The 24,928-nt window shown below is 63.8% G+C and carries 28 protein-coding genes; 21 read left to right on the top strand and 7 right to left on the bottom strand.

All coding sequences use genetic code 11. From position 1 onward, the window contains the following. Window positions 1-1,299 carry an aspartate aminotransferase family protein gene (locus tag ACR3EL_RS13525; protein ID WP_480721936.1) on the top strand — a complete coding sequence of 433 codons (1,299 nt, stop codon included), beginning with the start codon at window positions 1-3 and terminating at the stop codon, window positions 1,297-1,299. Here ACR3EL_RS13525 and ACR3EL_RS13520 read toward each other — a convergent pair. The 3 genes from ACR3EL_RS13520 to ACR3EL_RS13510 all read right to left on the bottom strand — a co-directional run bounded on the left by ACR3EL_RS13520 (window position 1,296) and on the right by ACR3EL_RS13510 (window position 2,853). Further along, window positions 1,296-1,514, bottom strand: a complete 219-nt coding sequence (locus tag ACR3EL_RS13520; RefSeq protein WP_093964526.1) for a hypothetical protein — start codon at window positions 1,512-1,514, stop codon at window positions 1,296-1,298. The genes ACR3EL_RS13525 and ACR3EL_RS13520 overlap by 4 nt on opposite strands. Before the next feature lie 122 nt (window positions 1,515-1,636). Further along, window positions 1,637-2,032 (bottom strand): carboxymuconolactone decarboxylase family protein, encoded by a 396-nt coding sequence (locus tag ACR3EL_RS13515; protein ID WP_170367815.1) that lies wholly within the window; start codon window positions 2,030-2,032, stop codon window positions 1,637-1,639. A 2-nt stretch (window positions 2,033-2,034) separates the two neighbouring features. Beyond that, window positions 2,035-2,853, bottom strand: a complete 819-nt coding sequence (locus ACR3EL_RS13510; RefSeq protein WP_170357027.1) for a cyclase family protein — start codon at window positions 2,851-2,853, stop codon at window positions 2,035-2,037. A gap of 251 nt (window positions 2,854-3,104) precedes the next feature. Here ACR3EL_RS13510 and ACR3EL_RS13505 point away from each other — a divergent pair, with 251 nt between their 5' ends. The 6 genes from ACR3EL_RS13505 (at window position 3,105) to ACR3EL_RS13480 (ending at window position 10,728) form a co-directional block, all read left to right on the top strand. Continuing rightward, window positions 3,105-5,201 carry a 3-hydroxyacyl-CoA dehydrogenase NAD-binding domain-containing protein gene (locus ACR3EL_RS13505; RefSeq protein WP_170339768.1) on the top strand — a complete coding sequence of 699 codons (2,097 nt, stop codon included), beginning with the start codon at window positions 3,105-3,107 and terminating at the stop codon, window positions 5,199-5,201. Next, window positions 5,201-6,376, top strand: a complete 1,176-nt coding sequence (locus ACR3EL_RS13500; RefSeq protein ID WP_170339770.1) for an acetyl-CoA C-acyltransferase — start codon at window positions 5,201-5,203, stop codon at window positions 6,374-6,376. The genes ACR3EL_RS13505 and ACR3EL_RS13500 overlap by 1 nt, the downstream gene beginning before the upstream one ends. A gap of 102 nt (window positions 6,377-6,478) precedes the next feature. Continuing rightward, window positions 6,479-7,669 carry an acyl-CoA dehydrogenase family protein gene (locus ACR3EL_RS13495; RefSeq protein ID WP_170339772.1) on the top strand — a complete coding sequence of 397 codons (1,191 nt, stop codon included), beginning with the start codon at window positions 6,479-6,481 and terminating at the stop codon, window positions 7,667-7,669. Between the two features lies 1 nt (window position 7,670). Further along, entirely contained in the window at window positions 7,671-8,798 is a 1,128-nt protein-coding gene (locus ACR3EL_RS13490) for an acyl-CoA dehydrogenase family protein (protein ID WP_170339774.1), read from the top strand. Further along, window positions 8,779-9,198 carry a PaaI family thioesterase gene (locus tag ACR3EL_RS13485; RefSeq protein ID WP_170339776.1) on the top strand — a complete coding sequence of 140 codons (420 nt, stop codon included), beginning with the start codon at window positions 8,779-8,781 and terminating at the stop codon, window positions 9,196-9,198. The genes ACR3EL_RS13490 and ACR3EL_RS13485 overlap by 20 nt, the downstream gene beginning before the upstream one ends. 39 nt (window positions 9,199-9,237) lie before the next feature. After that, window positions 9,238-10,728 (top strand): class I adenylate-forming enzyme family protein, encoded by a 1,491-nt coding sequence (locus ACR3EL_RS13480; protein WP_170339778.1) that lies wholly within the window; start codon window positions 9,238-9,240, stop codon window positions 10,726-10,728. Between the two features lie 152 nt (window positions 10,729-10,880). Here ACR3EL_RS13480 and rpe read toward each other — a convergent pair whose 3' ends face one another. Next, complete coding sequence (gene rpe / locus ACR3EL_RS13475) at window positions 10,881-11,570, bottom strand: ribulose-phosphate 3-epimerase (protein WP_170339779.1); 690 nt, start codon at window positions 11,568-11,570, stop codon at window positions 10,881-10,883. Window positions 11,571-11,754: 184 nt separating this feature from the next. Here rpe and phnC point away from each other — a divergent pair, with 184 nt between their 5' ends. The 5 genes from phnC (at window position 11,755) to ACR3EL_RS13450 (ending at window position 16,501) form a co-directional block, all read left to right on the top strand. Next, a complete protein-coding gene (phnC, locus tag ACR3EL_RS13470; RefSeq protein ID WP_170339781.1) occupies window positions 11,755-12,576 on the top strand; it encodes a phosphonate ABC transporter ATP-binding protein in 822 nt (273 codons plus the stop codon). Between the two features lie 68 nt (window positions 12,577-12,644). Beyond that, window positions 12,645-13,547 (top strand): phosphonate ABC transporter substrate-binding protein, encoded by a 903-nt coding sequence (gene phnD, locus ACR3EL_RS13465; protein ID WP_170339782.1) that lies wholly within the window; start codon window positions 12,645-12,647, stop codon window positions 13,545-13,547. A gap of 66 nt (window positions 13,548-13,613) precedes the next feature. Next, window positions 13,614-14,495, top strand: a complete 882-nt coding sequence (phnE, locus tag ACR3EL_RS13460; RefSeq protein WP_170339784.1) for a phosphonate ABC transporter, permease protein PhnE — start codon at window positions 13,614-13,616, stop codon at window positions 14,493-14,495. Continuing rightward, complete coding sequence (gene phnE / locus ACR3EL_RS13455) at window positions 14,492-15,859, top strand: phosphonate ABC transporter, permease protein PhnE (RefSeq protein ID WP_480721924.1); 1,368 nt, start codon at window positions 14,492-14,494, stop codon at window positions 15,857-15,859. Before phnE (ACR3EL_RS13460) ends, phnE (ACR3EL_RS13455) begins: the two co-directional genes overlap by 4 nt. 24 nt (window positions 15,860-15,883) lie before the next feature. Beyond that, window positions 15,884-16,501 carry an LbetaH domain-containing protein gene (locus ACR3EL_RS13450; protein WP_480721922.1) on the top strand — a complete coding sequence of 206 codons (618 nt, stop codon included), beginning with the start codon at window positions 15,884-15,886 and terminating at the stop codon, window positions 16,499-16,501. Between the two features lie 6 nt (window positions 16,502-16,507). Here ACR3EL_RS13450 and phnF read toward each other — a convergent pair whose 3' ends face one another. Next, the gene (phnF, locus tag ACR3EL_RS13445; RefSeq protein WP_480721920.1) at window positions 16,508-17,224 is read right to left on the bottom strand and encodes a phosphonate metabolism transcriptional regulator PhnF; all 717 of its coding nucleotides are present in this window, start codon (window positions 17,222-17,224) and stop codon (window positions 16,508-16,510) included. 102 nt (window positions 17,225-17,326) lie between these two features. Between phnF and phnG the strand changes: the two genes are divergently transcribed. The 8 genes from phnG to phnN are packed head-to-tail and all read left to right on the top strand — an operon-like array spanning window position 17,327 to window position 22,580. Next, window positions 17,327-17,788, top strand: coding sequence for a phosphonate C-P lyase system protein PhnG (gene phnG / locus ACR3EL_RS13440; protein WP_480721917.1), 462 nt, complete (start codon window positions 17,327-17,329; stop codon window positions 17,786-17,788). Continuing rightward, complete coding sequence (gene phnH / locus ACR3EL_RS13435) at window positions 17,785-18,360, top strand: phosphonate C-P lyase system protein PhnH (RefSeq protein ID WP_170367838.1); 576 nt, start codon at window positions 17,785-17,787, stop codon at window positions 18,358-18,360. Before phnG ends, phnH begins: the two co-directional genes overlap by 4 nt. Before the next feature lie 3 nt (window positions 18,361-18,363). Next, entirely contained in the window at window positions 18,364-19,455 is a 1,092-nt protein-coding gene (locus ACR3EL_RS13430) for a carbon-phosphorus lyase complex subunit (protein WP_170339796.1), read from the top strand. Next, on the top strand, window positions 19,452-19,685 hold the full coding sequence (locus ACR3EL_RS13425) for a hypothetical protein (protein ID WP_170339798.1): 234 nt from the start codon (window positions 19,452-19,454) through the stop codon (window positions 19,683-19,685). Before ACR3EL_RS13430 ends, ACR3EL_RS13425 begins: the two co-directional genes overlap by 4 nt. Window positions 19,686-19,693: 8 nt before the next feature. Then, window positions 19,694-20,554 (top strand): alpha-D-ribose 1-methylphosphonate 5-phosphate C-P-lyase PhnJ, encoded by an 861-nt coding sequence (locus tag ACR3EL_RS13420; protein WP_217358608.1) that lies wholly within the window; start codon window positions 19,694-19,696, stop codon window positions 20,552-20,554. After that, window positions 20,551-21,321, top strand: a complete 771-nt coding sequence (gene phnK / locus ACR3EL_RS13415) for a phosphonate C-P lyase system protein PhnK (RefSeq protein WP_170339800.1) — start codon at window positions 20,551-20,553, stop codon at window positions 21,319-21,321. The genes ACR3EL_RS13420 and phnK overlap by 4 nt, the downstream gene beginning before the upstream one ends. Window positions 21,322-21,345: 24 nt before the next feature. After that, complete coding sequence (phnL, locus tag ACR3EL_RS13410; RefSeq protein ID WP_170339802.1) at window positions 21,346-22,029, top strand: phosphonate C-P lyase system protein PhnL; 684 nt, start codon at window positions 21,346-21,348, stop codon at window positions 22,027-22,029. Beyond that, window positions 22,026-22,580 carry a phosphonate metabolism protein/1,5-bisphosphokinase (PRPP-forming) PhnN gene (gene phnN / locus ACR3EL_RS13405; protein ID WP_170339804.1) on the top strand — a complete coding sequence of 185 codons (555 nt, stop codon included), beginning with the start codon at window positions 22,026-22,028 and terminating at the stop codon, window positions 22,578-22,580. The genes phnL and phnN overlap by 4 nt, the downstream gene beginning before the upstream one ends. On the opposite strand, the gene ACR3EL_RS13400 is transcribed toward phnN, so the two are convergent. Then, window positions 22,556-23,239 carry a DUF1045 domain-containing protein gene (locus tag ACR3EL_RS13400; RefSeq protein ID WP_170339807.1) on the bottom strand — a complete coding sequence of 228 codons (684 nt, stop codon included), beginning with the start codon at window positions 23,237-23,239 and terminating at the stop codon, window positions 22,556-22,558. The genes phnN and ACR3EL_RS13400 overlap by 25 nt on opposite strands. Window positions 23,240-23,291: 52 nt before the next feature. On the opposite strand from ACR3EL_RS13400, the gene ACR3EL_RS13395 reads away from it, so the two are divergent. Beyond that, the gene (locus tag ACR3EL_RS13395; protein WP_480721913.1) at window positions 23,292-24,434 is read left to right on the top strand and encodes an alpha-D-ribose 1-methylphosphonate 5-triphosphate diphosphatase; all 1,143 of its coding nucleotides are present in this window, start codon (window positions 23,292-23,294) and stop codon (window positions 24,432-24,434) included. Here ACR3EL_RS13395 and ACR3EL_RS13390 read toward each other — a convergent pair whose 3' ends face one another. After that, window positions 24,435-24,911 (bottom strand): class I SAM-dependent methyltransferase, encoded by a 477-nt coding sequence (locus ACR3EL_RS13390; protein ID WP_093964551.1) that lies wholly within the window; start codon window positions 24,909-24,911, stop codon window positions 24,435-24,437. Window positions 24,912-24,928 lie beyond the last annotated feature (17 nt).

Below are 24,928 nucleotides of genomic sequence, written 5' to 3'. Positions count from 1 at the left end.
ATGCCGCGACATCTCAGCCAATCCGAATGGGGCCAACGCGCCCGCGCGGTACTGCCCGGCGGTGGCTTTGGCAATTTCGACCCGTCGGTCTTCATCCGCGAGGGCCGGGGTAGCCGCGTCTGGGACGAAGACGGGACGGAATATGTCGACCTGCTGATCGGCTCGGGGCCGATGCTGCTGGGCCACGGCCACCCTGAGGTGTTGGAGGCCGTCGCCGAACAGATGCCCAAGGGCATGACGTTTTTCGCCAACAACGCGCGCGCGGTCGAGCTGGCCGAGGAGATCTGCGCCGCCGTGCCCTGCGCCGATCAGATCCGCTATGTCTCGTCCGGCGGTGAGGCCGACATGTACGCGATCCGGCTGGCCCGCGCCTTTACCGGCCGCGACAAGATCGTGAAGTTCGAAGGCGGCTACCACGGCATGAGCGCCGAGGCGCAGATGAGCCTGGCCCCGTCGCGGATGGTGAATTTCCCGCAGGCGGTTCCCGACAGTGCGGGCATACCGGCCAGCGTTCAGGCCGAAATGCTGATCGCGCCGTTCAATGACCCGGACTACATCCGCTCGCTGCTGGCCGAGCACGGCAACCAGGTCGCGGGCATCATCGTCGAGCCTTTGCAACGCATCATCCCGCCCGAACCCGGTTTCTTGCAGCTTCTGCGGGACGAGGCCGACAAGTACGGCATCGTGCTGATCTTCGACGAGGTGGTGACCGGGTTTCGTTTCGCCTATGGCGGCGCGCAGGAGCTGTATGGCGTGACCCCCGACATCGCCACGCTGGGCAAGATCATCGGCGGCGGCTTTCCCCTGGCCGCGATCGCCGGGCGGGCCGAGATCATGGCCCATTTCGACAAATCCGCCGTTGGGCCAGAGAAGTGGCTGATGCAGCTGGGGACACTGTCGGGCAATCCGGTGGCCGCGGTGGCCGGGCTCAAGACGATGGAGGTGCTGCGCCGTCCCGGTCAGTACGACCGGCTGCGCGCCAATGGTCAGCGTCTGATAGACATGGCCTCGGCCGCGCTGACCAAGCGGGGGGTTGCCCATCGCGTCATCGGCGATCCGACCCTGTTCGAAATTGTGTTCACGGAAGGAAGGGTGCGGGATTATCGCCATGTGGTCCGCGCGGACACGGCCAAGGCAACCCGGTTCAATGCGGTTCTGATGCAGAACGGGATGTTCAAGTCGCCGGGCAAGACCTATCCGTCCCTGGCGCTGACCGAAGCGGACTTTGACCTGTGCAAAGCCGCTTATGCCAAGGCGGCGCAGGCCGTGGCCGAAATGCAGAGTGCGGGCGTGTCCTAGTAGACGCCCGCCATCACCAGGCGCACGATGTCTTCGCGCTTGAGGCCGCGCGCAGCCAGTTCTTCGTCGGTCAACTCGCTGAGTTGCTTGATCTTGATGACCTTGGCATTTGCTTCGCCCATGCGGATCAAAGCATCATAGATGCCACTGAACACATCGGCGACGGCCGAGAACAGGTTCAGGATTGCAGGGCGGTGCGTGCTTGTCTGTGCCATGAGCGGGCCTCTCTGGTCTGTATGTGACCAAAGAGATTTAGACCTGATGCTGCAGTGCGGCTAGGCACTTGAGGGAATAGCCGCTGTGCATCTGGTGCAAGTCTGGCCCGACAGGCGCAGCCTCAGGCCTTGAACTGGTCGTCTACCGGCACCTGCAAGGCGGTGGCCAGGGCGTTGGTCTGGCTGGCCATCGCGATCACCGCCAGCAGTTCGGCCTGCATCTGATCGGTCATGCCCTTGGCGCGGGCCGCGGCCGAATGGGAGTACACGCAGTATTCGCAATTGTTGGCGACCGAGACCGCCACATAAAGCATCTCTTTCACAAGCGGGTCCAGCGCGCCGGGGGCCATGACGGTCTTGAGCCGCTCCCACGTCGTTTTCAGCAGTGCCGGGTCGTGGGCCAGTGCGCGCCAGAAATTGTTGATGTAATCGGTGTTGCGGGTGGCGCGGATGTCATCGAAGACGGCCAGCGCCTCGGCGCTGACCTCTTCGTCCGTCAACAGGCGAACCGTTGCCATGCTCAGACCATCGCAAAGATGCGCGCCGGGCCGCCCGACCCGCCACGATGGGCCGGCGCGCCGACCACCAGCGTCGCTCCGCTGGCGGGCACCTTGTCGAGATTGGCCAGGTTCTCGATGCCGTAACGGTTGGTGGGCAGCCACGCGTAATGCGTCACGAAATCAGCCGATGGCCCGTGGTCCAGCGACAGCGTGTCGACGGCCAGAGCAACCGCGCCGGTTCCTTCGATCAGCATCTGCGCCGCTTCGACGTGGAAGCCAGGGAAATGCATCTTGCCGTCGCCGTCGGCGTTGCGGAACTCGGGAGTCGCGGTTTTCCCGGCCCATCCCGAATGCATGGCGACACAGGCGCCATCGGGGATGTCGCCATTTGCTGCGATCCACGCCTTCAGATCGTCGGGGGTCACCTGCGCATCCGGGTCCTCGGCCGCGCGGGCGGCAATGTCCACCACGCACAGAGGGCAAACGAGGTTCGACACAGGGATTTCGTCCACCGACTGCCCATCCGCCGAGAAATGCAGCGGGGCATCGACATGCGTGCCGGTGTGTTCGTTGACGGCCAGGTTGAACAGGTTGAAGCCATGTTCCTTGAAATTGAAGGCCTGTGTCGCCTCGATCCCCGGCTGGCCGAAATAGGTGGGGAAATCGGCATCGTAGACATGGGTCATGTCCAGCACCTCGCCATGGCCGGCCGCAAGCGCTGGTGGGGCAGCCACCGTCCCAAGCGCCGTGCCTGCCGCCATCGCTGCGCCAGCCTTGAAAAAGGATCGACGCGACAGCATCCGGTCTTTCACCGCGTTCATTACGCAAACGTCACACATTTCAAAACTCCCTGTTCTGCAATCTGTTTTCGTTCCGGGCCGAATTCATTGGCCGGGTGGGCAAAGCCTAGCACGGTTTTCCGCGATCCGGTTCACAAGTTGTTTGGGGCCTGCTCGCCGGCAACATATGCGGCCCGGCGGCGCAGTCGGGTATAAGGGGTTGAACCCGCGCGCGGACGGGTTCAATCTATTGCGGAATATTGTTCCGCCATGCGGAACAAGCTGGGGTTGGCAAGAGGAGACCAAGTCTGATGTCCGAGGCGGTGGAATACGAACGGATTGGCGATATCGCGGTGCTGGCGGCGAACAACCCGCCGGTCAATGCGCTGGGCGTGGATGTGCGCCGGGGCCTGCTGGCCGGGATCGAACGGGCCGAGGCCGAGGGCGCAAAAGCGGTGCTGATTTACGGCAAGGGCCGGACCTATTTCGCGGGGGCCGACATCCGCGAGTTCGGCAAACCCCCGCAAGAGCCCTGGCTGCCCGGCCTGTGCGACCGGATCGAGGCCTCGCCCCTGCTGGTGGTATCGGCGTTGCATGGCACGGCGCTGGGCGGTGGGCTCGAAGTTGCGCTGTCCAGCCACTACCGCATCGCGGTTCCCTCGGCCAAGGTCGGCCTGCCCGAGGTCAATCTGGGCATCCTGCCGGGTGCCGGGGGCACCCAGCGTCTGCCGCGCGTGGCCGGGGTCGAGGCCGCGCTGGACATGATCACAACCGGTCGCCATGTCCGCGCCGACGAGGCGCTGAAGCTGGGCGTGATCGACAAGGTGCAGGATGGCGACCCGCGCGAGATCGGGCTGGCCTATGCGCAGGAGCTGCTTGACTCGGGTACGCCCCGCCGCGCGGTCGGAGAGATGCCCGCGCCGGACCCCGTCGATTTCGATGCGGTCTACGAGGCCGTTCTGAAGAAGGGCCGCGGCCAACTGTCCCCCGCCGTTGCCGTGCGTGCCGTGCAAGCCGCCTGCGAGGCGCCCAGCTTTGCCGAGGGCATGGCGCGCGAGCGAGAACTGTTCATGCAGTTGATGGAATCGGATCAGCGCAAGGGTCTGATTCACGCCTTCTTCGCCGAACGCGCCGTGGGCAAGCTGCCCGAACTGAAGGGTGTCGAGCCGCGTCCGGTGCATCAGATCGGGGTCATCGGCGGCGGCACGATGGGCGCGGGGATCGCCACCGCCGCCTTGTTGGCCGGTCTGCCCGTGACCTTGCTGGAGATGACGCAGGAGGCCGCCCATGCCGCCAAAGACCGGATCGCCGGAAACCTGGCAGGCGCCCTGAAGCGCGGCAAGATCAGCCAGCAGCAGTACGACTCGATTCTGTCGGACCAATTGCAGCTTGCCACCGGTTATGACGCGCTGAGCGCCGTCGATCTGGTGATCGAGGCCGTGTTCGAGGATATGGAGGTCAAGAAACAGGTCTTTGTCCAGCTGGATGCGGTCTGCAAGCCCGGGGCGGTTCTGGCGACGAACACCTCGTATCTGGACGTCGACGAGATCGCCGCCGCCACCACGCGGCCGCAGGACGTGATCGGGCTGCATTTCTTCTCGCCCGCCCATGTGATGAAGCTGCTCGAGATCGTGGTGGCCGACAAGACCGCGCCCGAGGTGGTCGCAACCGGCTTTGCGCTGGGGCATCGGCTGAAGAAGGTCTCGGTGCGCGCAGGGGTGTGCGACGGGTTCATCGGCAACCGGATCCTCAGTACCTATCGCACCTGCGCCGACCACATGGTTCTGGACGGGGCAAGCCCGTTCCAGATCGACAAGGCGCTGACCGATTTCGGCTTTGCCATGGGGCCGTTCGCGGTGTCCGATCTGGCCGGGCTGGATATCGGCTGGGCGGTACGCAAACGCAAACGCGCCGAGGGGCTGGACCCGCGCGCCCGCGACAGCAGCTATGCCGACAAACTCTGCGAGGCCGGGCATTTCGGGCAGAAGACCGGCAAGGGCTTCTATGTCTATGAAAGAGGCAAGCGCGGCGGCACGCCGAACCCCGAGGTTCTGGACTTGATCGCGGCCGACCGCGCGGCGCAGGGCATCACCCCGCGCACGTTCACGGATGACGAGATCGTGCGGCGATATATGGTCTCGATGGTCAACGAGGCCGCCAAGGTGGTGGGCGAGGGCATCGCCCGCCGCCCCTTGGACGTGGATGTGGTGCTGCTCTATGGCTATGGCTTCCCGCGTTATCGCGGCGGGCCGCTGAAATGGGCCGATCTGCAGGGCCTGCCGGGTATTCTGGAGGACATCCGCGCCTGGTCGGCCGAGGATGACTATTTCTGGCAGCCCGCGCCGCTGCTGGAAAAACTGGTGGCCGAGGGCCGCAGCTTTGACGATCTGAACAAGGACGCCCAGTGATGAAACAAGCCGTAATCGTATCCGCCGCGCGCACCGGGCTGGCCAAGTCGTTCCGGGGCTCGTTCAACATGACCCACGGTGCCACGATGGGCGGCCACGCGGTTCAGGCCGCGGTCGCGCGGTCGGGCTTGGATGGGGCCGAGATCGAGGATTGCATCATCGGCTGTGGTTTCCCCGAAGGCGAGACCGGTGGCAACATCGCCCGCCAGATCGCCATCCGGGCCGGTCTGCCGGTCAGTGTTTCGGGGATGACCGTGAACCGGTTCTGCTCGTCGGGGCTGCAGACCGTGGCGCTTGCGGCGCAGGCCATCACCGAGGGCGGCGCGGGCCCCATCGTGGCTGGCGGGATCGAAAGCATCTCGCTGGTCCAGCCGAAAACCCGCCCCGTGCCCGAGGCGTGGATTCAGGAGCACAAGCCGGCGATCTACATGCCGATGATCGAGACCGCCGACATCGTGGCCGAGCGCTATGGCATCAGCCGCGAAGAACAGGACGCCTACGGCCTGCGGTCGCAGCAGCGCATCGCGGCGGCGCAGGCGGCGGGCAAGTTCGACGAGGAGATCGTGCCGATGCAGACCACCATGGCGGTCAAGGACAAAGAGACGGGCGAGGTCTCGCACAGGCAGGTCACCGTGGACCGGGATGAATGCAACCGGCCGAACACGACTCTGGAAGGGCTGGCCTCGCTGGAGCCGGTGCGCGGCCCCGGAAACTACATCACTGCCGGCAATGCCAGCCAGCTGTCGGACGGCGCGGCCGCGGTGGTCGTGATGGACAGCGCCGAGGCCGAGCGTCGGGGTCTGGAGCCCATGGGCGCGTTCAAGGGGTTCTGCGTGGCGGGGTGCGAGCCCGACGAGATGGGCATCGGCCCGGTCTTTGCGGTGCCGCGCCTGCTGGAACGGCATGGTCTGAGCGTCGAGGACATCGACCTGTGGGAGCTGAACGAGGCCTTCGCCTCGCAAGCGCTTTACTGCCGCAACCGTCTGGGGATCGATGACGAGAAATGCAACGTGAACGGCGGCTCGATCGCCATCGGGCATCCATTCGGCATGACCGGCGCGCGTATGGTCGGCCATCTGCTGCGCGAAGGGCGGCGGCGCGGGGCCAAGCTGGGTGTCGTGACCATGTGCATCGGCGGCGGCATGGGCGCGGCTGGTCTGTTCGAGATCTATTGAAGCAAGGGGCGCCGGGCCAGCCCATCGAGGGCCGGCCCGGCGCTGCCCGGCCCGTAGGGCCGAGCAGGCAAGGTTCCGATCGCATCGAGGAGGAGGGCGGCTGTGGACTTGAATTATACGGACGAGGAGAAGGCCTTTCGCGACGAGGTTCGAGCCTTTCTGGCCGAAAAGCTGCCCAAGGAGATCTCGGACAAGATCCGGGCTGGCCGGAACATCGGCAAGGAAGGGTATGAGTGGTGGCACGCCACGCTGAACGAGCGCGGCTGGTTGAATTTCAACTGGCCGAAGGAGTTTGGCGGCGCCGAGTGGAATGCGGTTCAGCGCCATATCTTCGAGGAGGAATGCGCCGCCGCCTTTGCGCCGCGCATCGTGCCGTTTGGCCTGTCGATGCTGGGCCCGGTGCTGCAGAAATTCGGCTCGAAGGAACAGCAGGAGTATTTCCTGCCGCGCATCCTGAATGGTGAACACTGGTGGTGCCAGGGCTATTCCGAGCCGGGTGCCGGGTCGGACCTGGCCTCGCTGAAGACCCGCGCGGTGCGGGACGGCGACCACTATGTCGTCAATGGCCAGAAGACCTGGACCACGCTGGCGCAATACGCCAACTGGATCTTCTGCCTGGTGCGCACCGACCCCGAGGCCAAGGCGCAGGAGGGGATCTCGTTCCTGCTGATCGACATGAACACGGCGGGGATCGAGGTGCGCCCCATCGTCTTGCTGGACGGAACGCCCGAGGTCAACGAAGTGTTCTTTGACGATGTGCGCGTCCCGGTCGAAAACTTGGTGGGCGAAGAGAACAAGGGCTGGACCTATGCCAAGTATCTGCTGACGCATGAACGCACCAACATCGCCGGTGTCGGCTTCAGCCAGGCGGGGCTGGACATGGTCAAGCGGATTGCCCGGATCGAAACCGCGAATGGCCGCCCCCTGATCGAGAACCCGCATTTCGCCGCCCGGCTGGCACGGGTCGAGATCGACCTGATGGCCATGGCCACCACCAACATGCGCATCATCAGCAAGGCTGCGGCCGGACAGGCACCGGGGGTCGAAAGCTCGATGCTGAAGGTCAAGGGTACGATCATCCGGCAGGAGATCAACGACCTGGCCCGCCGCGCGGTGGGGCCTTATGCGATGCCTTTCGCCTCCGAGGCGGTGGCAGGCGACAACGACCCGATCGGGCCGGACTATGCCGCGCCGGTCGCCGCCCAGTATTTCAACAACCGGAAACTGTCGATCTTCGGCGGGTCGAACGAGATCCAGCGCGGGATCATCGCCAAGGTCAAGATGGGGGGCTGAGATGGATTTCAACCTGACCGAAGAACGGCAGATGCTGCAGGACACGCTGCGGCGCTATCTGGCCGACAGATATACGACTCTGGTGCGCAACGACATTCTGGACAGCCCGGCGGGGTTCAGCGCCGACATCTGGCGCGAACTGGCCGATCTGGGCGTTCTGGGCGCGCTGTTCGACGAAGCGGATGGCGGGTTCGGCGGGGCGGGCTTTGACATCGCCACCGTGTTCGAGGAACTGGGCCGGGCCGGGGTGGTCGAGCCGGTTCTGGACAGCTGCATTCTGGGCGGTCGGCTGATCGCGCAGGTGGGCAGCCCCGATCAGCGGGCCCTGCTGGATCAGGTGATCTCGGGCGCGTTGCATCTGGCGCTGGCGCATGGTGAGCCTGCCAGCCGGTATGACCTGAGCCGGGTCGAGACCACCGTGCGGACCGACGGCACGGACTTGATCCTGAACGGACGCAAGGCTGTGGTCGTGAATGCCGAGGTCGCCGGGCAGTTGATCGTTTCCGCGCGCGAAACGGGCGGGCCGTTCGAACTGGACGGCATTTCGCTGTTTCTGGTGCCTGCTGGCACACCGGGTCTGGGCTTGCGCGGGTATCCGATGCTGGCCGGAGGCCGCGCGGCCGAGGTCACTCTGGACGATGTGCGCCTGCCGGAAACCGCGCGTCTGGGCGCCGCGGGGCAGGGGTTCGATCCGCTGATGAACGTTGTGGCCGCAGCCAATGTCGCGCTGGTCGCCGAGGTTCTGGGCGCGATGGAAAGCGCGGTGGAACTGACACGGCAATACCTGATGACGCGCAAGCAATTCGGCCGCCCGATCGGGACCTTTCAGGCCCTGCAGCACCGGTTCGCGGACATGCTGATCGAGCTGGAGCAGGCGCGCTCGGCGGTGATCAACGCGGCAGGTCACCTTGAAGCACCCGATCGCGACCGGCAGATTGCCGCGGCCCGCAACCTGGTGTCGCGGGTGGGCCGGCTGGTGGCCGAGGAAACGATCCAGATGCATGGCGGCATCGCCATGACGCAGGAATATGAGCTGGCGCATATTGCCAAGCGGATCGTCATGTCGGATCACAGGTTCGGCGACGCGGATTATCATTTGGAGCGGTTCATTGCACTCGGCGCAGCCTGAAGACGACCCAAAGGTCCGGCGGTCGGGCTGTCAGAACGCGATCGGGTTCGAGGTGGATCTGTCCGACCCCGACGGCCGGGCCCGGTGCCATTTGACCATCCGGGCGGATCACCTGAACAGCCAGGGCATCTTGCATGGCGGCATCATCGCCATGCTGCTGGACGTGGCTTGCGGCAACACCGCCTCGGCCTGGTTCGACCGGGACGACCATCCGCTGGTTCTGACCCTGTCGCTGAACACAAGCTATGTAGCGGCAGTGCGTCAGGGGCGCGTGACGGCCACGGGGCGCGCAACGGGTGGCGGGCGCACGCTGGCCTATGTGACCGGAGAGTTGCACGGCGACGACGGAACCCTGATCGCGACGGCGGCGGGGGTGTTCAAGCGCACCACGAAACGCTGAGCGCAAAACCGGTTCCGGCGCAGGGGAGGGCGAAGGGACATGAACAAGTGGCACGACTATCCGGATGCCCAGATCCGGACCCGCCCGCAGGCACGCGCCTTTGCCGACGGGTTCGGCGCCGATTGGAGCTTTGCCGACCTCGACCGCGCGATTTCCGAGCTGTCAGACATCCTGCTGGCCTCGGGGGTGCGCCCGTGCGATCGGGTCATGCTGGTGCTCGAGAATTGCTGTGCGGCAGTGGCCGCGCTGTTTGCCTGTTCCCGGATCGGCGCCTGCGTGGTGCCGGTGAACGCCCGTCAGACCGAGGCTGAGTTGGCGCGCATCGTGGGTCACGTGACTCCGGCGGTGATCCTGTTCACATCGGCGGCGTCGCCGGAGGCGCGCGACCATGCGCAAACGGCCGGAGCCCAGCCCGTTTCCGGGGCCTTCGGGCAGATGCACCTGGCTGCGCCGAACCCGAGCGCACCCGACCCCGATCTGGCGGATGTCGCGGCGATGCTGTTCACCACCGGCACGACCGGAACGCCCAAGGGCGTGATGCTGACCCACGAAAACCTGCGGTTCGGCGGGCTGACCTCGGCGAATTTCCGGGGGTTGACGCAGGATGACGTGGTCTATGGCGTTCTGCCGATTTCGCACATCTTCGGGCTGGCTTCGATCGTCACTGGGTCGGAGTTGGCCGGGGCCTTCGTCCAGCTGGATGCCCGGTTCGCAGCGGACCGCGCCTTTGCCGCGTTGAATGCGGGCGTCACGGTGTTTTCGGGTGTGCCGCAGATGCATGCGCTGCTGATGCAATATGCCAAGGAACAGGGGTTGGAGCGGTTGCCCTCGGGCGCCCTGCGCTACACTTCGTCCGGGGCTGCCCCGCTGGATCCGGCGTGGAAACGCAAGGCCGAGGCGTTCTATGGCGTCGCGCTGCAGAACGGCTATGGCATGACCGAAAGCACGGCGGGGATCTGCGCCTCGCACAACCGGATCGGGGATCCGGATATCTCGGTCGGCCCGCCCTTGCCGGGGGTCGATCTGCGCATTGACGAAACCATACCCGGCGGCGGAGATGGCGTGGGCGAGATCCTGACGCGCGGCCCGCATGTGATGAAAGGGTACTATCGCAATGCGGAAGAAACGGGCCGGGTTCTGGCCCAGGGATGGTTGCGCACGGGCGACCTCGGCCGTCTGGACGCGCAGGGCAATCTGCACGTCGTCGGCCGCGCCAAGGAACTGATCATTCACGGCGGCTTCAACGTCTATCCGCCCGAGGTCGAGGCCGCGCTGAACGACCACCCGCAGGTGATCCAGTCTGCGGTGATCGGGCATCGGGTGGGCGGCGACGAACAGGTGCTGGCCTTTGTTCAGGTGCCTGAAATCGGCGCTGTGTCCGAGGCAGAGTTGGCGGTGTTCGTGGCGGAACGTCTTGCGGGCTACAAACGGCCCAGCCGGATCGTGCTGGCCAAGTCACTGCCCGCCGCGCCCACGGGGAAGATCCTCAAGCACAGGCTGCTTGCACATTTCGCGGATCAACTGGCCTAGGGGCAGGGCCGGCAAAACGCTCCCGCGTCCGCGCGACATCGGCTGCGCCGATCCCGCTTGCGGCCTTGGGCCCGGCATCGCGCCATGCGCGATGCCGGGCCCAACAGGAGGAGACGTTTTGCAAAAACGTAGACGACGGGCGGGAGCCGCCGTCAGACCGCGTGGCCTTCGGCTGCTGCGCGAATGGCACGGATGTTCTGGCCATAGATGTCCGGGTTCGCAACCGACCCGCCCTTGAAGACCGCTGAACCGGCAACAAGAACGTCGGCACCGGCCGCTGCGACCAACGGGGCGGTCGAGGGATCGACTCCCCCGTCGATTTGGATATGCACCGGGCGGTCGCCGATCATCTCGCGCAGGCGGCGGACCTTCGTGGTCATGTCGATGAATTTCTGCCCGCCAAAGCCGGGGTTCACCGTCATCACGCAGACCAGATCGGCCAGATCCAGCAGGTGCTCGACCGCGTCGGCCGGAGTACCCGGGTTCAGTGCCACGCCTGCCTTCATTCCGGCCGCGCGGATCGCCTGCAACGTGCGGTGCGTGTGCGGACCGGCCTCGACATGGGCCGTCAGATAGTCCGCGCCGGCATCGGCATAGGCCTGGATGTAAGGATCGACCGGCGTGATCATCAGGTGCACATCCATCACCGTCTTGACATGCGGGCGGAACGCTTTGACCGCCGGCGGGCCGAAGGTGAGATTTGGCACGAAATGACCGTCCATCACGTCAACATGGACCCAGTCGGCGCCCTGGGTCTCGATGGCTTGGATTTCCTGTCCGAAATTGGCGAAATCGGCGGACAGGATCGACGGTGCGATCTTGATCTTGCGGTCAAAGCTCATGGCGGCCTCATGTGACAGATCTGACGGTTCAGGTGTTGAGCTCGCGTATAGACGGGACGAGCGGCATTGCCCAGCCCTTGCATAGGCCATCCGCTTTCAGCCCGTTACAAAAGCTTCACCGGATCGACACATCACCGTTGAGCACCAGCTGTAGACGACCTCCATCACGAATTGGGGGTGGCACGTGCTGCGCATCGAAAAACTGACCAAGCGCTTCGGCGACAATACTGCCGTCGATACCGCAACGCTGGACGTCGACAAGCCATGCATGATCGGGATCATCGGGCGGTCGGGCGCGGGCAAGTCCACCCTGCTGCGTATGATCAACCGCCTGACCGATGCCAGCGCAGGGCAGATCCTGTTTCACGGGCGCGACGTGACCAAGTTGAAAGGGCGCGAAAAACGTGCGTGGCAGGCCGATTGCGCGATGATCTTCCAGCAATTCAACCTTGTGCCCCGCATGGACGTGGTCTCGAACGTGCTGCATGGAACGCTGAACCGGCACTCGACGCTGGCGACCATGTTCAACCTTTTCCCGATGGAAGACATCCATCGCGCCATCGACATTCTCGACCGTCTTGGCATCGCCGAACATGCCCCCAAACGGGCCGAGGCGCTTTCCGGCGGACAGCAGCAGCGTGTCGCCATCGCGCGGGCGCTGATGCAGGACCCCAAGATCATCCTGGCCGATGAACCCATCGCCTCGCTGGACCCGATGAACGCGCAAGTCGTGATGCAGGCCCTGCGCCGCATCCACGAAGAGGACGGCCGTACCGTGATCGCCAATCTGCACACTTTGGACACTGCGCGCCGCTATTGCGACCGCGTGGTCGGCATGCGCGACGGTCGCATCGTGTTCGACGGCCTGCCCGAGCAGCTGACCACCGGCGTCGCCCGCGAGATCTACGGCGCTGATGCCAGCTTCTCCGAGGCCGCGACCTCGACCGAGATCGAAACGCTGGATGCCAACCGGAAAGCTCTGATGGAAGCCGAGGCCACGATCTGAGCCCCAAACACCTCATTCATCGCCCGGCCCGATGAATGGGGTGGGCCAATCAACCTGGAGAGAGACAGATGAAGAAACTTGTTGCCGCCCTGGTCGCGACCACTGCCCTGAGCGCGCCTGCCATGGCAGAGGAGATCAGCGAATTCCGTATCGGCATTCTGGGCGGAGAAAACGCACAGGACCGTCTGAACAACAACGAATGTCTGCGTGAATACACCGAGGACGCGCTGGGTGTCGAAACCAAGCTGTTCGCCCCGGCGGACTACAACGGCGTGATCCAGGGCCTGCTGGGCGGCACGATCGACATGGCCTGGCTGGGCGCCTCCGCCTATGCCAAGACCTATCTCAGCGACCCCGAGGCGGTCGAACCGGTTCTGGTCAAGGTGAACGTAGATGGTGGGTATGGCTACTACTCGGTCGGGTTCGCCCGCAAGGATAGCGGCATCACCTCGCTTGATGACATGAAAGGCAAGGTATTTGGCTTTGGTGATCCGAACTCGACCTCGGGCTACCTGATCCCCTCGATCGAAATCCCTCAGGCAACGGGTGCGACGATGGAGTCGGGTGACTACTTCGGTGAAGTAAAGTTCACCGGTGGTCACGAGCAGACAATCGTCGCCGTGAACAACGGTGACGTGGATGGTGGCGTGACCTGGGCCGATGGTCTGGGCAACTGGGAAGACGGCTACAATTCGGGCGCGCTGCGCCGCGCCGTGGATGCCGGACTGGTCGACATGAACGACATGGTCGAAATCTGGAAATCGAAGCCGATCCCCGAAGGTCCGGTGGTTCTACGCAAGGCATTGCCGGCAGATGTCAAAGAGAAGATGACGGCTCTGATGGCCGGGCTGGCCGACAAAGACCGTGAGTGTTTCTATGGCGTGGCCGCAGGTGAAGCCAAAGCATTCGAGCCGATCACCCACGAGGCCTACGAAATCATCATTGAAGCCCGCAAGCTGAAGTCGAACTAAGCCTGCGCAACTTCTGTTCGGGGTCCGGCGGTGAACCGGACCCCACTATCCCCATCGGAGCCTTTCATGACCGACCTGACCGCGGGAACCGCCGGACTCGACCGGATTCGGGAGGATTACACCATCATGACCCGTCGCAAACGGGTTTACGGTGGGATACTCCTGATCCTGTTCGTGGCTCTTATGGCGGCCGGATTCCGGACCGCCGACATGCGAAACGCCGGTAGTTTTGCCGATGGGTGGAACCGCATTTTCGATTACCCTGCCGAGGTTCTGACTGAGGCCTGGGAGAAAATCGGGGAATTGCCCGCAATTTTGGTCGAGTTCTTTCCCGCGCTGATCGAAACACTGAATATCGCCGCCGCGGCCACGCTGTTGGGCACTCTGGGCGGCACCTTTATGGCGCTGATGTCCACCCGCGGCATGGCGCTGTGGCCGTCATTGATCCCCGTTTTTCGCCGTATTTCTGATATTTGCCGGGCCGTTCCGGAAATCGTCATCGCGTTGGTACTGATCTTTGTTCTGGGCGGCGGGCCTGTGCCTGCAATGATTGCCATCGCCATTCACACTGCCGGTGCTCTGGGCAAATTGTTTTCCGAAGTGAATGAAAACGCCTCTCTGAAACCGGTAGAGGGGCTGCAGTCGGTTGGCGCCAACTGGTCGCAGCGGATGTATTTGGGCGTGATCCCGCAGGTCGGGCCAAACTACGTCAGCTACGCCCTGCTGCGGTTCGAGATCAACATCCGCGCTTCGGCCATTCTTGGTTTCGTGGGGGCAGGTGGCTTGGGGTACGAACTGCGCAACGCCATGTCCTGGGGGCAGGGGCGTTACGACGAGGCGGCGGCCATCTTTCTGCTTCTGTTCGTCACCATCGTGGCCGTGGATCAGCTGTCCGGCATTTTGCGTGACCGTCTGACACACGGTTCCGCCAAAGGAGCCGCAGCATGAGCACCTTTGCCACTGATCTGCCGATCAACGACTTGAAAGCCAGAACCGACCACATCTTTCGGCGCAAACGGGCGCTGAGTTTCGGGTTGCCGGGGCTGGTCATTCTATACCTGATCTATGTTTTCTTTGCCTTTGACGTGCCCGGCTTGGCCGAGCGGGCCAACTGGGAAAACGGCAAGACGCTTGTATCCGACAGCTACAGCTACAAGACACACGTGACCCGGGACAATCGCAACGGAGAAGTGTCCGTTGCGATCGGGGGAGAGCGCAAGGGCGCTTACCCGGATGGCACTGCGCCGGAATGGGTCGCTTTGGGCGAAACCACCGTGATTGACCTGCAAGATAGCCACATCGTTCGTTTTGGACCTGAAACCGTGGAATATGACATCCCGGGTTATGGAACCGTGCGCGCAACGCCCAGCCGGTCTGCCGGAGTGCAGGCCGACTTACCGACTGCCGAGGTGCCGGACTGGATCAACATGTCAAAGAATCGCCTGGCGATCACCACGCCGGCGGGTCGGCTGACCGTGACACGCAACCGGGCCGAGGTGTTCCGGTATTTCAACGGTTGGGAACTGTTCTGGTTCACTTTGGACAGCCCCTATCACGGTCAGTCTTTCAGCCAGTTGATGGGGCGTGCCGCTTCGGGCGAGGCCGCAGAAATCTTTGACGATTTCTGGACCAACAAGATGTGGCGCCATCAGGATGTTGCGTGGGCGATCTTTGAAACGCTTCTGATGGCTTTTCTGGGTACATTGGGGGCAGGGATGATCGCTTTGCCCCTCGCATTTCTGGCGACACGAAATTTCAATCCGTTTAGAACGGTCCGATTTGCCACTCGTCGTATCTTTGACTTCGTGCGCGGTGTTGATGCGTTGATCTGGACGGTGGTTCTGGCACGCGCCTTCGGGCCAGGGCCGCTAACAGGGGCGCTGGCCATCCTGGTCACCGATACCGGCACCTTCGGCAAGATCTTCTCCGAGGCGCTGGAAAATGTTGATCAGAAGCAGATCGAGGGCGTGCAGTCTACCGGGGCCAATGCGCCGCAGAAATATCGTTTCGGTGTGATCCCGCAGATCACGCCGGTTCTGCTCAGTCAGCTCCTGTACTTCCTGGAATCCAACACCCGCAGCGCAACCGTGATCGGGGCGATAACCGGGGGCGGGATCGGTCTGTTGCTGACACAGGCGATTATCACCCAGAAAGACTGGGAGGAAGTCGCCTATTACATCGTGCTGATCATCCTGATGGTCATGCTGATGGACTGGTTTTCGGGCTGGCTGCGCAGGCGGCTGATCCAGGGCGGGCCGCCCAAGTCGCGCAAACAGCGCGATCCGCAGGCCAAGCCCCTGATGTTGCCTTGAACCGTATACGAGGACTTGCAGACCATGGCGCGCTTGCGACCGGACCAGCCTTTCATTCACCCGGATTGCCAGATAACCGGCAGCAGCTTTGGCGCCTTTGTCGAAATCGGTGCCGGAACGCGGGTGACGAATTCGGTGTTGGGGGACTATACCTATTGCGACCGCACCTGCGACATCGCCAATGCACGGATCGGGAAATTCGCCAATATCGCCAGTTTCACCCGGATCGGCGCCACCGACCATCCGATCGAGAAAGCGTCGCTGCATCACTTCCACTACCGCTCGGCCGACTATTGGGACGATGCCGATGACGACGCGGACTGGTTCGCCCTGCGCGCGGGGCGGCTGGCGCATATCGGGCATGACACCTGGATCGGCCACGCGGCCATCATCAAGCCCGAGGTAACGATCGGGCACGGGGCAATCGTCGCCTCTGGGGCGATCGTGACCAAGGACGTGCCGCCTTATACCATCGTCGGGGGTGTCACCGCCCAACCCATCCGCCGCCGGTTCCCCGAGCACGTCGCCGAGCGGATGATGGCTCTGGCCTGGTGGGATTGGGACAATGCCCGCTTGCGCGCGGCGCTGCCGGATTTCCGCGCTCTGCCCGCCGTGGCTTTTCTGGAGAAATACGAGGATTGACCGCCATCACCCGTGATCGTCATCCAGCGTCAGAGTGACCCGCTCACCGGCAAAGACGGTCTTGCCGTATTCAACCGGATGCCCCTGCGGATCGGCATTGATGCCGACCGAATGCAGAACCGGAGCGCCCTCGATCAGTTGCAGGTGCCGGGCCTGAATCGCATCGGCCGCGCGGGCTGTCAGGCGGGTCGAGATGCGGGTATAATCCGCCACGCCGCAGTGCCGCAGCGCCCGCGTGACCGAGCCGTTCTGGGCCAGCACCTCGGGCAGGTCGGGCAGGCGGGCGGCGGGAAAGACGCTTTGGAACACCGCGATCGGTTGGCCATCGGCCAGCGACAACCCGTCATAGACATGCACCGGGTCGCCGGGGGTCAGGGCCAGCGCCTCGGCCTCGGTCTTGTCGGCGGCGCGGGTGATCAGCGACAGCACCCGCTTGCCCGGAATCTTGCCGCTGGCCGAGATGTTCTGGTGGTACCGGACCCGCTTGCCGATCGGGTAATCGGTCGCTGCTGCCGAAACGAACACGCCGGCCCCGCGGCGCGGATGCACCAGCCCCTGCCGGGCCAGTTCGGCCAGGGCCCGGCGCACCGTGTGGCGGTTCACGCCGTGGGTTGCGGCCAACTGCGCCTCGGTCGGCAGGCGGTCGCCTGTGGCAAAGCGCCCCTCGGCAATGTCGGCGGTCAACGCCAGCGCGATGGTCTTCCAGATCGGTGTTTGGCTCATGTCATCAAAACTTCACAGCATATTCGTTGCGAGTCACCGGCTGCCCCGCTATGATTTGTCTAGTTGTATAGAATTTGTAGACAACTTGGCCAAGAGGCTTTGATGGCGGATCAGACAAAAATTGCGACAGGTGATCGACCGGCCTGGTTGGGCCTTCTGGCACGTGCGCCGGCCGAGGCGCTGGCGGCCTTGTGGTCCGGCTATGGCGCGCGCCCCGAATTCCAGTGGTTGCGCACGCCCGAGATCGGCGGCGTCATGGTGCGGGGGCGGGCAGGCGGCATCGGCGCACCGTTCAACCTGGGCGAGATGACGGTCACGCGCTGCGCTCTGGTCTTGGCCGACGGAACCGAGGGCCACGGATATGTGCAGGGGCGCGACAAGACCCATGCCGAAACCGCCGCTCTGATCGACGCGCTGATGCAGACCGGTGATGCGGACACGGTGCGTGCCAAAATCCTGGAGCCGCTGACCCGTCAGGTTCAGGCGGCCAGATCGGCCCGTGCCGCCAAGGCCGCGGCCACCAAGGTCGAGTTTTTCACGATGGTTCGCGGAGAGGACCAATGACCCCACAGACCCGTTTTTCAGGCGGTTTCACCGATGCTCCGGTTCAGGCGGCGCACGCCTTTCGTGCGGCCATGACCGTGATGGCGCGGCCGGGCGAGTTGCGGCAGCAGGTCGGCGCGACCCCGCCCGAAGGCCTGTCGGTCGCCGCCGGAACGCTGCTGCTGACGCTGTGTGACGCGGATACGGGCGTTTATCTGGCGGGCACGGCCGACAACCCGGCCATTCGCCAGTGGCTGACTTTCCACACCGGTGCGCCCCTCGTGCCCGCCGCGCAGGCGGACTTCGCCGTCGGTTTCTGGCAGGATCTGGTGCCGCTGGACCAATACCGGATCGGAACGCCGGAATATCCCGACCGATCCGCCACCCTGATCGTGGAGTGCGACGTGTTGCGCAAATCCGGCGCCACCCTGCGAGGCCCAGGCATCCGCGACACTGCACGCCTGGCCGTGCCCGACATTGCGGCGCTTCAGGCCAATTCGGACCTGTACCCGTTGGGGTGCGATTTCTTCTTCACCTGCGGGGATACGGTCGCGGCCCTGCCGCGCAGCACTCGCATCCAGCCTGAGGGTTAGGCCATGTACGTAGCCGTCAAAGGGGGCGAAAAGGCGATCGAAAACGCCCATGCCTGGCTGGCCGAGGAACGCCGGGGCGATCTTGGCGTGGCTGAATTGTCCTTGGCCCAAATCCGCGAACAACTCAGCCTTGCGGTGAACCGCGTGATGGCCGAGGGCTCTCTGTACGATCCCGATCTGGCCGCACTTGCGATCAAACAGGCGCGCGGTGATCTGATCGAGGCGATCTTCCTGATCCGCGCCTACCGCACCACCCTGCCGCGGTTTGGTTGTTCGTCCCCAGTCGATACCGGCGGCATGACCTGCGACCGCCGGATCTCGGCCACGTTCAAGGATGCACCGGGCGGGCAGGTTCTGGGCCCGACCTTCGACTACACGCACCGCCTGCTGGATTTCAAACTGGCGGCCGATGGCGCGGTGCCCGCGGCCCCCACTGCCGCGCCGCGTCACGAGCCGACCCCACACATCACCGAATTCCTCAAGGACGAAGGCCTAATCCAGGATGAACCCGCCAGCGATGAGCCGCCCGGTGACCTGACGCGCGAACCGATGGAGTTCCCGGCCGACCGCCCCCTGCGCCTGCAAGCGCTGACGCGCGGGGACGAGGGGTTCGTGCTGGGCATGGCCTATTCGACCCAGCGCGGCTATGCCCGCAACCACGCTTTCGTGGGTGAGCTGCGCATCGGCACCGTCGGGGTCGAGATGGAAATCCCCGAACTGGGTTTCGCGATTGAGATCGGCGAGATCGCCCTGACCGAATGCGAAACGGTGAACCAGTTCAAGGGATCAAAAACCGAGCCGCCGCAGTTCACACGCGGCTATGGGCTGGTCTTCGGCCAGTCCGAGCGCAAAGCCATCGCGATGGCGCTGGTGGACCGCGCCTTGCGCTGGGAGGAATTGGGCGAAGACGATCTGGGCGCTCCGGCGCAGGATCAGGAATTCGTCCTCAGCCATGCCGACAACATTCAGGCGACCGGCTTTCTGGAGCATATCAAGCTGCCGCATTACGTCGATTTCCAGTCCGAACTGGAACTGGTGCGCAAATTGCGCCGCGAGGCCGAAGGACGCTTGGCGTCACCGGAGGCGGCTGAATGACTCCAGTGACCTTCCTGCATCCTGTCCGCTTGATGGGTTGTTTTATCGGCGGCCAATGGCTGAGTGGCGGTTTCCGAGCCGATCGCGGACCGTTCGCCATGTTGGTCGCGTCGCATGGCCCGGCGCCGTCGCCGGGAGTGTATCCTGCGCCAGAGAAAGTACACCATGACGACCGCGAAGGCCGAGGCAACCAGATAACCGTCCACAACAACACCAAAAACCGAAAGTGATACATCAAATGAATGAGTATAACTTCGCATATTTGGACGAACAAACCAAGCGGATGATCCGTCGGGCCATTCTCAAGGCTTTGGCGGTGCCCGGCTATCAGGTGCCTTTTGCAAGCCGCGAGATGCCCATGCCCTATGGCTGGGGCACGGGCGGGGTTCAGGTCTCGGCCGCGACGCTGACCCCCGACGATACGTTCAAGGTCATCGATCAGGGTGCCGATGACACGACCAATGCCGTGTCGATCCGAAAGTTCTTTGAAAAGACGGCGGGCGTGGTCACGACCGAAGAGACCGGGAAGGCGACCATCATCCAGACCCGCCACCGTATCCCCGAGGCCCGGCTGCGCGCCGATCAGATCCTGGTCTATCAGGTCCCGATCCCCGAACCACTGCGGTTTCTGGAACCGCGCGAAACCGAGACACGCAAGATGCACAGCCTGCAGGAATACGGGTTGATGCATGTGAAGCTCTACGAAGACATCAGCCAGCACGGCGCGATTTCCACGGCCTATGCCTATCCGGTCCGGGTGGCCGACCGCTATGTGATGGACCCGTCTCCGATCCCGAAATTCGACAATCCGAAACTGGAAATGGACGCGATCCAGCTGTTCGGGGCCGGGCGCGAGCAGCGCATTTATGCGGTGCCGCCGCATACGCGGGTGGTCAGCCTCGATTTCGAGGACTATCCGTTCGAGGCCAGCAAGGCCGATCACGCCTGCGATCTGTGCGGGGCCGAAGACAGTTACCTGGACGAGGTGATCACGGACGATGCAGGCAACCGGATGTTCGTGTGTTCGGACACCGATTTCTGCCGGTCCCGCCGCGAGGCCGGACACCAAGGCCGTTTGGCGCAGGAGGATGCGGCATGACCCCGCTCTTGCAGGTCAAAGGCATCGAGAAGCGCTATGGCGCGCGGATCGGCTGCCGGGATGTCAGTTTCGAACTTTACCCCGGTGAGGTGATGGGGATCGTCGGCGAAAGCGGGTCGGGCAAGTCGACCCTGCTGAATTGTCTGGCCGGGCATTTGAAACCGGATGGCGGGCAGGTGATCTTTGATACCCGCGCCGACGGGCCGGTGGACACGGTCACGATGTCGGAACCGGCCCGCCGGATGCTGGGGCGTACCGACTGGGCCTTTGTGCATCAGCATGCCCGCGACGGGCTGCGCATGTCGGTCAGCGCCGGCGGCAATATCGGCGAGCGGCTGATGGCCGTGGGGGGGCGGCACTATGGCCAGATCCGCGGGCAGGCTCTGGATTGGCTGGGCCGGGTCGAGATAGCAGAAAGCCGCGTGGACGACCGACCCAGCGCGTTTTCGGGCGGCATGCAGCAACGGTTGCAGATCGCGCGCAACCTGGTGACCGGTCCGCGGCTGGTCTTCATGGATGAACCGACCGGTGGGCTGGACGTCTCGGTGCAGGCGCGGCTGCTGGACCTGCTGCGCGGTCTGGTGCGCGAGATGGGGCTGAGCGCCATCATCGTCACCCATGATCTTGCCGTGGTGCGGCTGCTGGCGGATCGCTTGATGGTGATGAAGGATGGCGAGGTGGTCGAGGCGGGGCTGACCGATCAGGTGCTGGACGACCCGCAGCATGCCTATACGCAACTGCTTGTGTCCAGCGTCCTGCAGGTTTGAATGCTACAGAAAAGATGAAATCCGATGATTGAACTGATCGACGTGAGCAAGAGCTTTACCCTGCACAATCAGGGCGGCGCCGTGATCCCGGTGATGGCGGGCGCGTCGCTGCAGGTCGGGGCCGGAGAATGCGTGGCCCTGACCGGGGCCAGCGGGGCCGGGAAGTCCACACTGATGCGGGTGATCTACGGCAATTACCTGGCGGCCTCGGGGCAGGTGCGGGTGGGTGGCCTGGACGTCGCCCGGGCCCAACCGCGCGAGATCCTGCAACTGCGCCGGGAGACCCTGGGCTATGTCAGTCAGTTTCTGCGTGTTGTGCCGCGTGTGCCGACGCTGGAGGTCGTGGCCGAACCGCTTCTGGTTCAGGGGTGCGAGCGGCAGACCGCACTGGACAAGGCAGCGGGCCTCCTTCAGCGCCTGAATATTCCGGAACCGCTTTGGCGCCTCAGTCCCACGACATTTTCGGGCGGTGAACAGCAACGGGTGAATATCGCGCGTGGTTTTGCGCATGACTATCCGGCTCTGTTGCTGGATGAACCCACGGCCAGCCTTGACGCACGAAACCGCGAAACCGTGCTGTCCCTGATCCAAGAGGCAAAGGCCCGCGGCGCGGCGATCATTGGGATATTCCACGACCAAGAGGCCCGTGACCGGGTCTGCAGCCGCGTGGTCGACGTCACGCAGTTTGCGCCGGGGGCGGCGGCATGAAGATGGCCCCGGTCATTGCAGTTGTCGGGCCTTCGGGTGTTGGAAAAGACAGCGTGATCCAAGCACTGCTGGCGCGCGCGTCGAACTTCGAAAGGGTGCGTAGAGTCATCACCCGTCCCCATGGCGAAGGCGGTGAGGATTTTGACCGCGTGTCCGACCGGGCGTTTCAAACAATGGTCCAAAAGGGCAGCTTTGTTCTGTGCTGGGCCGCGCACGGGCTGCACTACGGCATACCCGTTGCGATCACGGACCAACGCCGAAGGGCCGATGCAGTTCTGGTCAACCTCTCAAGGGCTGTGTTGCCCGAGGCGCAGAAGGAATTTCGAGAGCTGATCGTGATATCCCTGACGGCCGAACCAAAGGTTCTGGCACAACGTCTGGCAGTGCGCGGCCGGGAAAGCGCGGCTGATCAAGCCCGGCGTTTGGGGCGCGCCACTGCAGCCCTGCCCGAAGGCCTGAACCACGTGATCGAGGTCGACAATTCCGGGTCACTGGATGCAACCGTTGAAACCATCTTGTCCGGCCTTCAACCCGAAAGGGCGTACCGTTGAAGCATATGGAACCGCCCGTCTTCAGCCTCGCCCACAAGGGCCAGGTCCCCTATGTCAAAAGGGGCTGGCAGCAATGGGACAAGCCGTTGGTTCAGCACGGTTTGCACGTTTGCCAGCATCGGCTTGCTCAGGCGACCGGACAGGGTGATGTGAAAGCGGAAAGCCTCCAGAACGTATGGGTAGCCCCAGTTCGTCAGATTGGCGTCCTGCTCCATGGTCAGCCCGGCCGCTCGGCGCCGGTTCATCTCGGTTTCCGAGGCCGGGGCACGAAAAGGGTCCAGGTCGCGGACGCAAGCCGCCGCAAGCGCGTTCAGGTCTCGTGTGTCGCCCACGGGCCGCAAAGCAAGAAACCGACCAAGGCGTGCAACTTCGAGCCCGTCCAGCGAAACGGGGGCGAATTTACCGGCCAAACGGGCGCAGGTGTCCTCCAAAGCGGACAGCGACTGATCTTCACGCAAGCGAAATGGCGGCTTCATCGTGGCATGAAGCCCGTATTTGCGCGGCACTTGTGTTACCGAGGCGACGTCCAACCCGTCAATGGCCGGATGGTCGACGGTCCGTCCCGCATCGATGTCCCACCCCAGCCACGCGGTTGCAAACCTGCTCCAGTCGGATTGGGCTGGGGGAACGAAATAGATCGCGTATCGCGCAAAATTCACAATGGCCTCCTGTTGCGTGGCCTCTCCTTACCTCAAACCACGTGAAATTCCGATGACAGATGAACTGACCCTTGCCAATGCGTTGCTTGTTCTGCCGGATGAGACTGTCCGGGGGTGTGTCCGTATCGTTGGCCAGACGATCGCTGATATAGAAACCGGCGCGGCTGTTCCGAATGGCGCGATTGACTGTGACGGGGACTATGTGTCGCCCGGCCTGGTCGAGTTGCACACCGACAACCTGGAACGCCACATCCAGCCGCGGCCCAGGGTGGACTGGCCCCATGCCGCAGCCATTCTTGCGCATGACGCGGAACTGGCCAGCACCGGGATCACGACCGTCTTTGACGCTATGCGCGTGGGGTCGATCCCGTCCGGTGCTGGACGGTATCTGAAATACGCGCGCGGACTGTCGCGCGAGCTGTGGGAGTTGCGAGAACAGGACGCACTCAAGATCAGCCACTTTCTGCATCTGCGCGCCGAAGTCTGTTCTGAGACGCTGGTCGAAGAGCTGCAGGAATTCGGTCCAGAAGACCGGGTGGGTATCGTTTCGTTGATGGATCACACGCCGGGCCAGCGCCAGTTTCGGGACCTGTCCAAGTTCGAAGCCTATCTCAAAGGCAAGTACGCAATGGATGACGACATGTTCGCACGGCACGTCGACCAGTTGCGGGGGCTGAGGGACCGCAATGGAGACCGCCACGAGCAGGAGGCCGTGGACGCCGCGCGTCGCTTCGGAGCGGTTCTGGCCAGCCACGACGACACGACCGAGGCGCAAGTAGCAATATCCGCCCGTCATGGCATTCGGCTGGCCGAGTTTCCAACGACGGTCGAGGCGGCACAGGCCTGTCACGCTCATGACATTCAGGTCATGATGGGCGCGCCAAACCTGATCCGGGGCGGGTCACATTCTGGGAATGTGGCAGCAGGGGAACTGGCCGACTTGGGGTGTTTGGACATTCTGTCGTCGGACTATGTGCCGTCAGCCTTGCTGTTGTCAGCCGTTACCCTTGGGCGCATCTGGGATGACATGGCGCGTGGCATCGCCACTGTCACACGGGCTCCGGCACAGGCGGCGGGCCTTGCGGATCGCGGCGCTCTGAAACCGGGGCTGCGGGCAGACCTGATCCGTTTTCGAATGCGGGGTGACGTCCCGGCCCTGACTGCCGTCTGGTCGCGCGGACAGCGCGTGGCCTGATCAGGCGAGGTAGAACAGATAGCGGTCGGGCGCGATGGAGTCCGGGCCGTTGATCTGCTCGAACCCTTCCAGCGGTTGGCCGGAAATCAGCAATCCGCCTGGGACCATGACCGAGCCAATCAGCTTGCTGAGCCTCGCCGCTTCGGCCACGTCTTCATGTTTGATCCCGCGACCAAAATCATAATGCGCTAATGCGATCCGCGGGCCGTCTTCGGCCAGCTTTTTCAGCATCGGTTCGGCCTCGCCCTGCAGAAAATCCTCGGCCGGCGGGGTGCTGTCCGGGTGACATTGCAGAACCCGGTCCATGACCCAGATACGCCGGTCGGGCAGGATCTCGCGTAGGTGGTCATAGGTGCGGCCGTTGCCCAAACCCATGTCCAGCACATCGCCTTTCAGCCCTTTGATCCGCGCCGCAGCCCAGTTCAGCCCGTCGCGCTGGGCGGTCAGGCGTCGCAGCATGGAATCCAGTCGGCTCATCAAGGTCTCCTCGGGTA

The sequence above is a fragment of the Ruegeria sp. BJ3 genome (assembly GCF_056535665.1).
Note: the sequence above shows the minus strand (reverse complement) of the source record. Positions and strands in the feature narration are given on the sequence as shown.

Bases quoted from the DNA above. Each gene is read 5' to 3' on its own strand.
- ACR3EL_RS13430 (WP_170339796.1), top strand. From the start codon at position 18,364: ATGTACGTAGCCGTCAAAGGGGGCGAAAAGGCGATCGAAAACGCCCAT.
- ACR3EL_RS13510 (WP_170357027.1), bottom strand. From the start codon at position 2,853: ATGTGTGACGTTTGCGTAATGAACGCGGTGAAAGACCGGATGCTGTCG.
- phnE (WP_170339784.1), top strand. From the start codon at position 13,614: ATGACCGACCTGACCGCGGGAACCGCCGGACTCGACCGGATTCGGGAG.
- rpe (WP_170339779.1), bottom strand. From the start codon at position 11,570: ATGAGCTTTGACCGCAAGATCAAGATCGCACCGTCGATCCTGTCCGCC.
- ACR3EL_RS13390 (WP_093964551.1), bottom strand. From the start codon at position 24,911: ATGAGCCGACTGGATTCCATGCTGCGACGCCTGACCGCCCAGCGCGAC.
- ACR3EL_RS13395 (WP_480721913.1), top strand. From the start codon at position 23,292: ATGACAGATGAACTGACCCTTGCCAATGCGTTGCTTGTTCTGCCGGAT.
- phnG (WP_480721917.1), top strand. From the start codon at position 17,327: ATGGCGGATCAGACAAAAATTGCGACAGGTGATCGACCGGCCTGGTTG.
- ACR3EL_RS13420 (WP_217358608.1), top strand. From the start codon at position 19,694: ATGAATGAGTATAACTTCGCATATTTGGACGAACAAACCAAGCGGATG.
- phnK (WP_170339800.1), top strand. From the start codon at position 20,551: ATGACCCCGCTCTTGCAGGTCAAAGGCATCGAGAAGCGCTATGGCGCG.
- ACR3EL_RS13480 (WP_170339778.1), top strand. From the start codon at position 9,238: ATGAACAAGTGGCACGACTATCCGGATGCCCAGATCCGGACCCGCCCG.
- phnH (WP_170367838.1), top strand. From the start codon at position 17,785: ATGACCCCACAGACCCGTTTTTCAGGCGGTTTCACCGATGCTCCGGTT.
- ACR3EL_RS13520 (WP_093964526.1), bottom strand. From the start codon at position 1,514: ATGGCACAGACAAGCACGCACCGCCCTGCAATCCTGAACCTGTTCTCG.
- phnN (WP_170339804.1), top strand. From the start codon at position 22,026: ATGAAGATGGCCCCGGTCATTGCAGTTGTCGGGCCTTCGGGTGTTGGA.
- phnL (WP_170339802.1), top strand. From the start codon at position 21,346: ATGATTGAACTGATCGACGTGAGCAAGAGCTTTACCCTGCACAATCAG.
- ACR3EL_RS13515 (WP_170367815.1), bottom strand. From the start codon at position 2,032: ATGGCAACGGTTCGCCTGTTGACGGACGAAGAGGTCAGCGCCGAGGCG.
- ACR3EL_RS13505 (WP_170339768.1), top strand. From the start codon at position 3,105: ATGTCCGAGGCGGTGGAATACGAACGGATTGGCGATATCGCGGTGCTG.
- phnF (WP_480721920.1), bottom strand. From the start codon at position 17,224: ATGAGCCAAACACCGATCTGGAAGACCATCGCGCTGGCGTTGACCGCC.
- phnE (WP_480721924.1), top strand. From the start codon at position 14,492: ATGAGCACCTTTGCCACTGATCTGCCGATCAACGACTTGAAAGCCAGA.
- ACR3EL_RS13450 (WP_480721922.1), top strand. From the start codon at position 15,884: ATGGCGCGCTTGCGACCGGACCAGCCTTTCATTCACCCGGATTGCCAG.
- ACR3EL_RS13425 (WP_170339798.1), top strand. From the start codon at position 19,452: ATGACTCCAGTGACCTTCCTGCATCCTGTCCGCTTGATGGGTTGTTTT.
- ACR3EL_RS13500 (WP_170339770.1), top strand. From the start codon at position 5,201: ATGAAACAAGCCGTAATCGTATCCGCCGCGCGCACCGGGCTGGCCAAG.
- ACR3EL_RS13525 (WP_480721936.1), top strand. From the start codon at position 1: ATGCCGCGACATCTCAGCCAATCCGAATGGGGCCAACGCGCCCGCGCG.
- ACR3EL_RS13490 (WP_170339774.1), top strand. From the start codon at position 7,671: ATGGATTTCAACCTGACCGAAGAACGGCAGATGCTGCAGGACACGCTG.
- phnD (WP_170339782.1), top strand. From the start codon at position 12,645: ATGAAGAAACTTGTTGCCGCCCTGGTCGCGACCACTGCCCTGAGCGCG.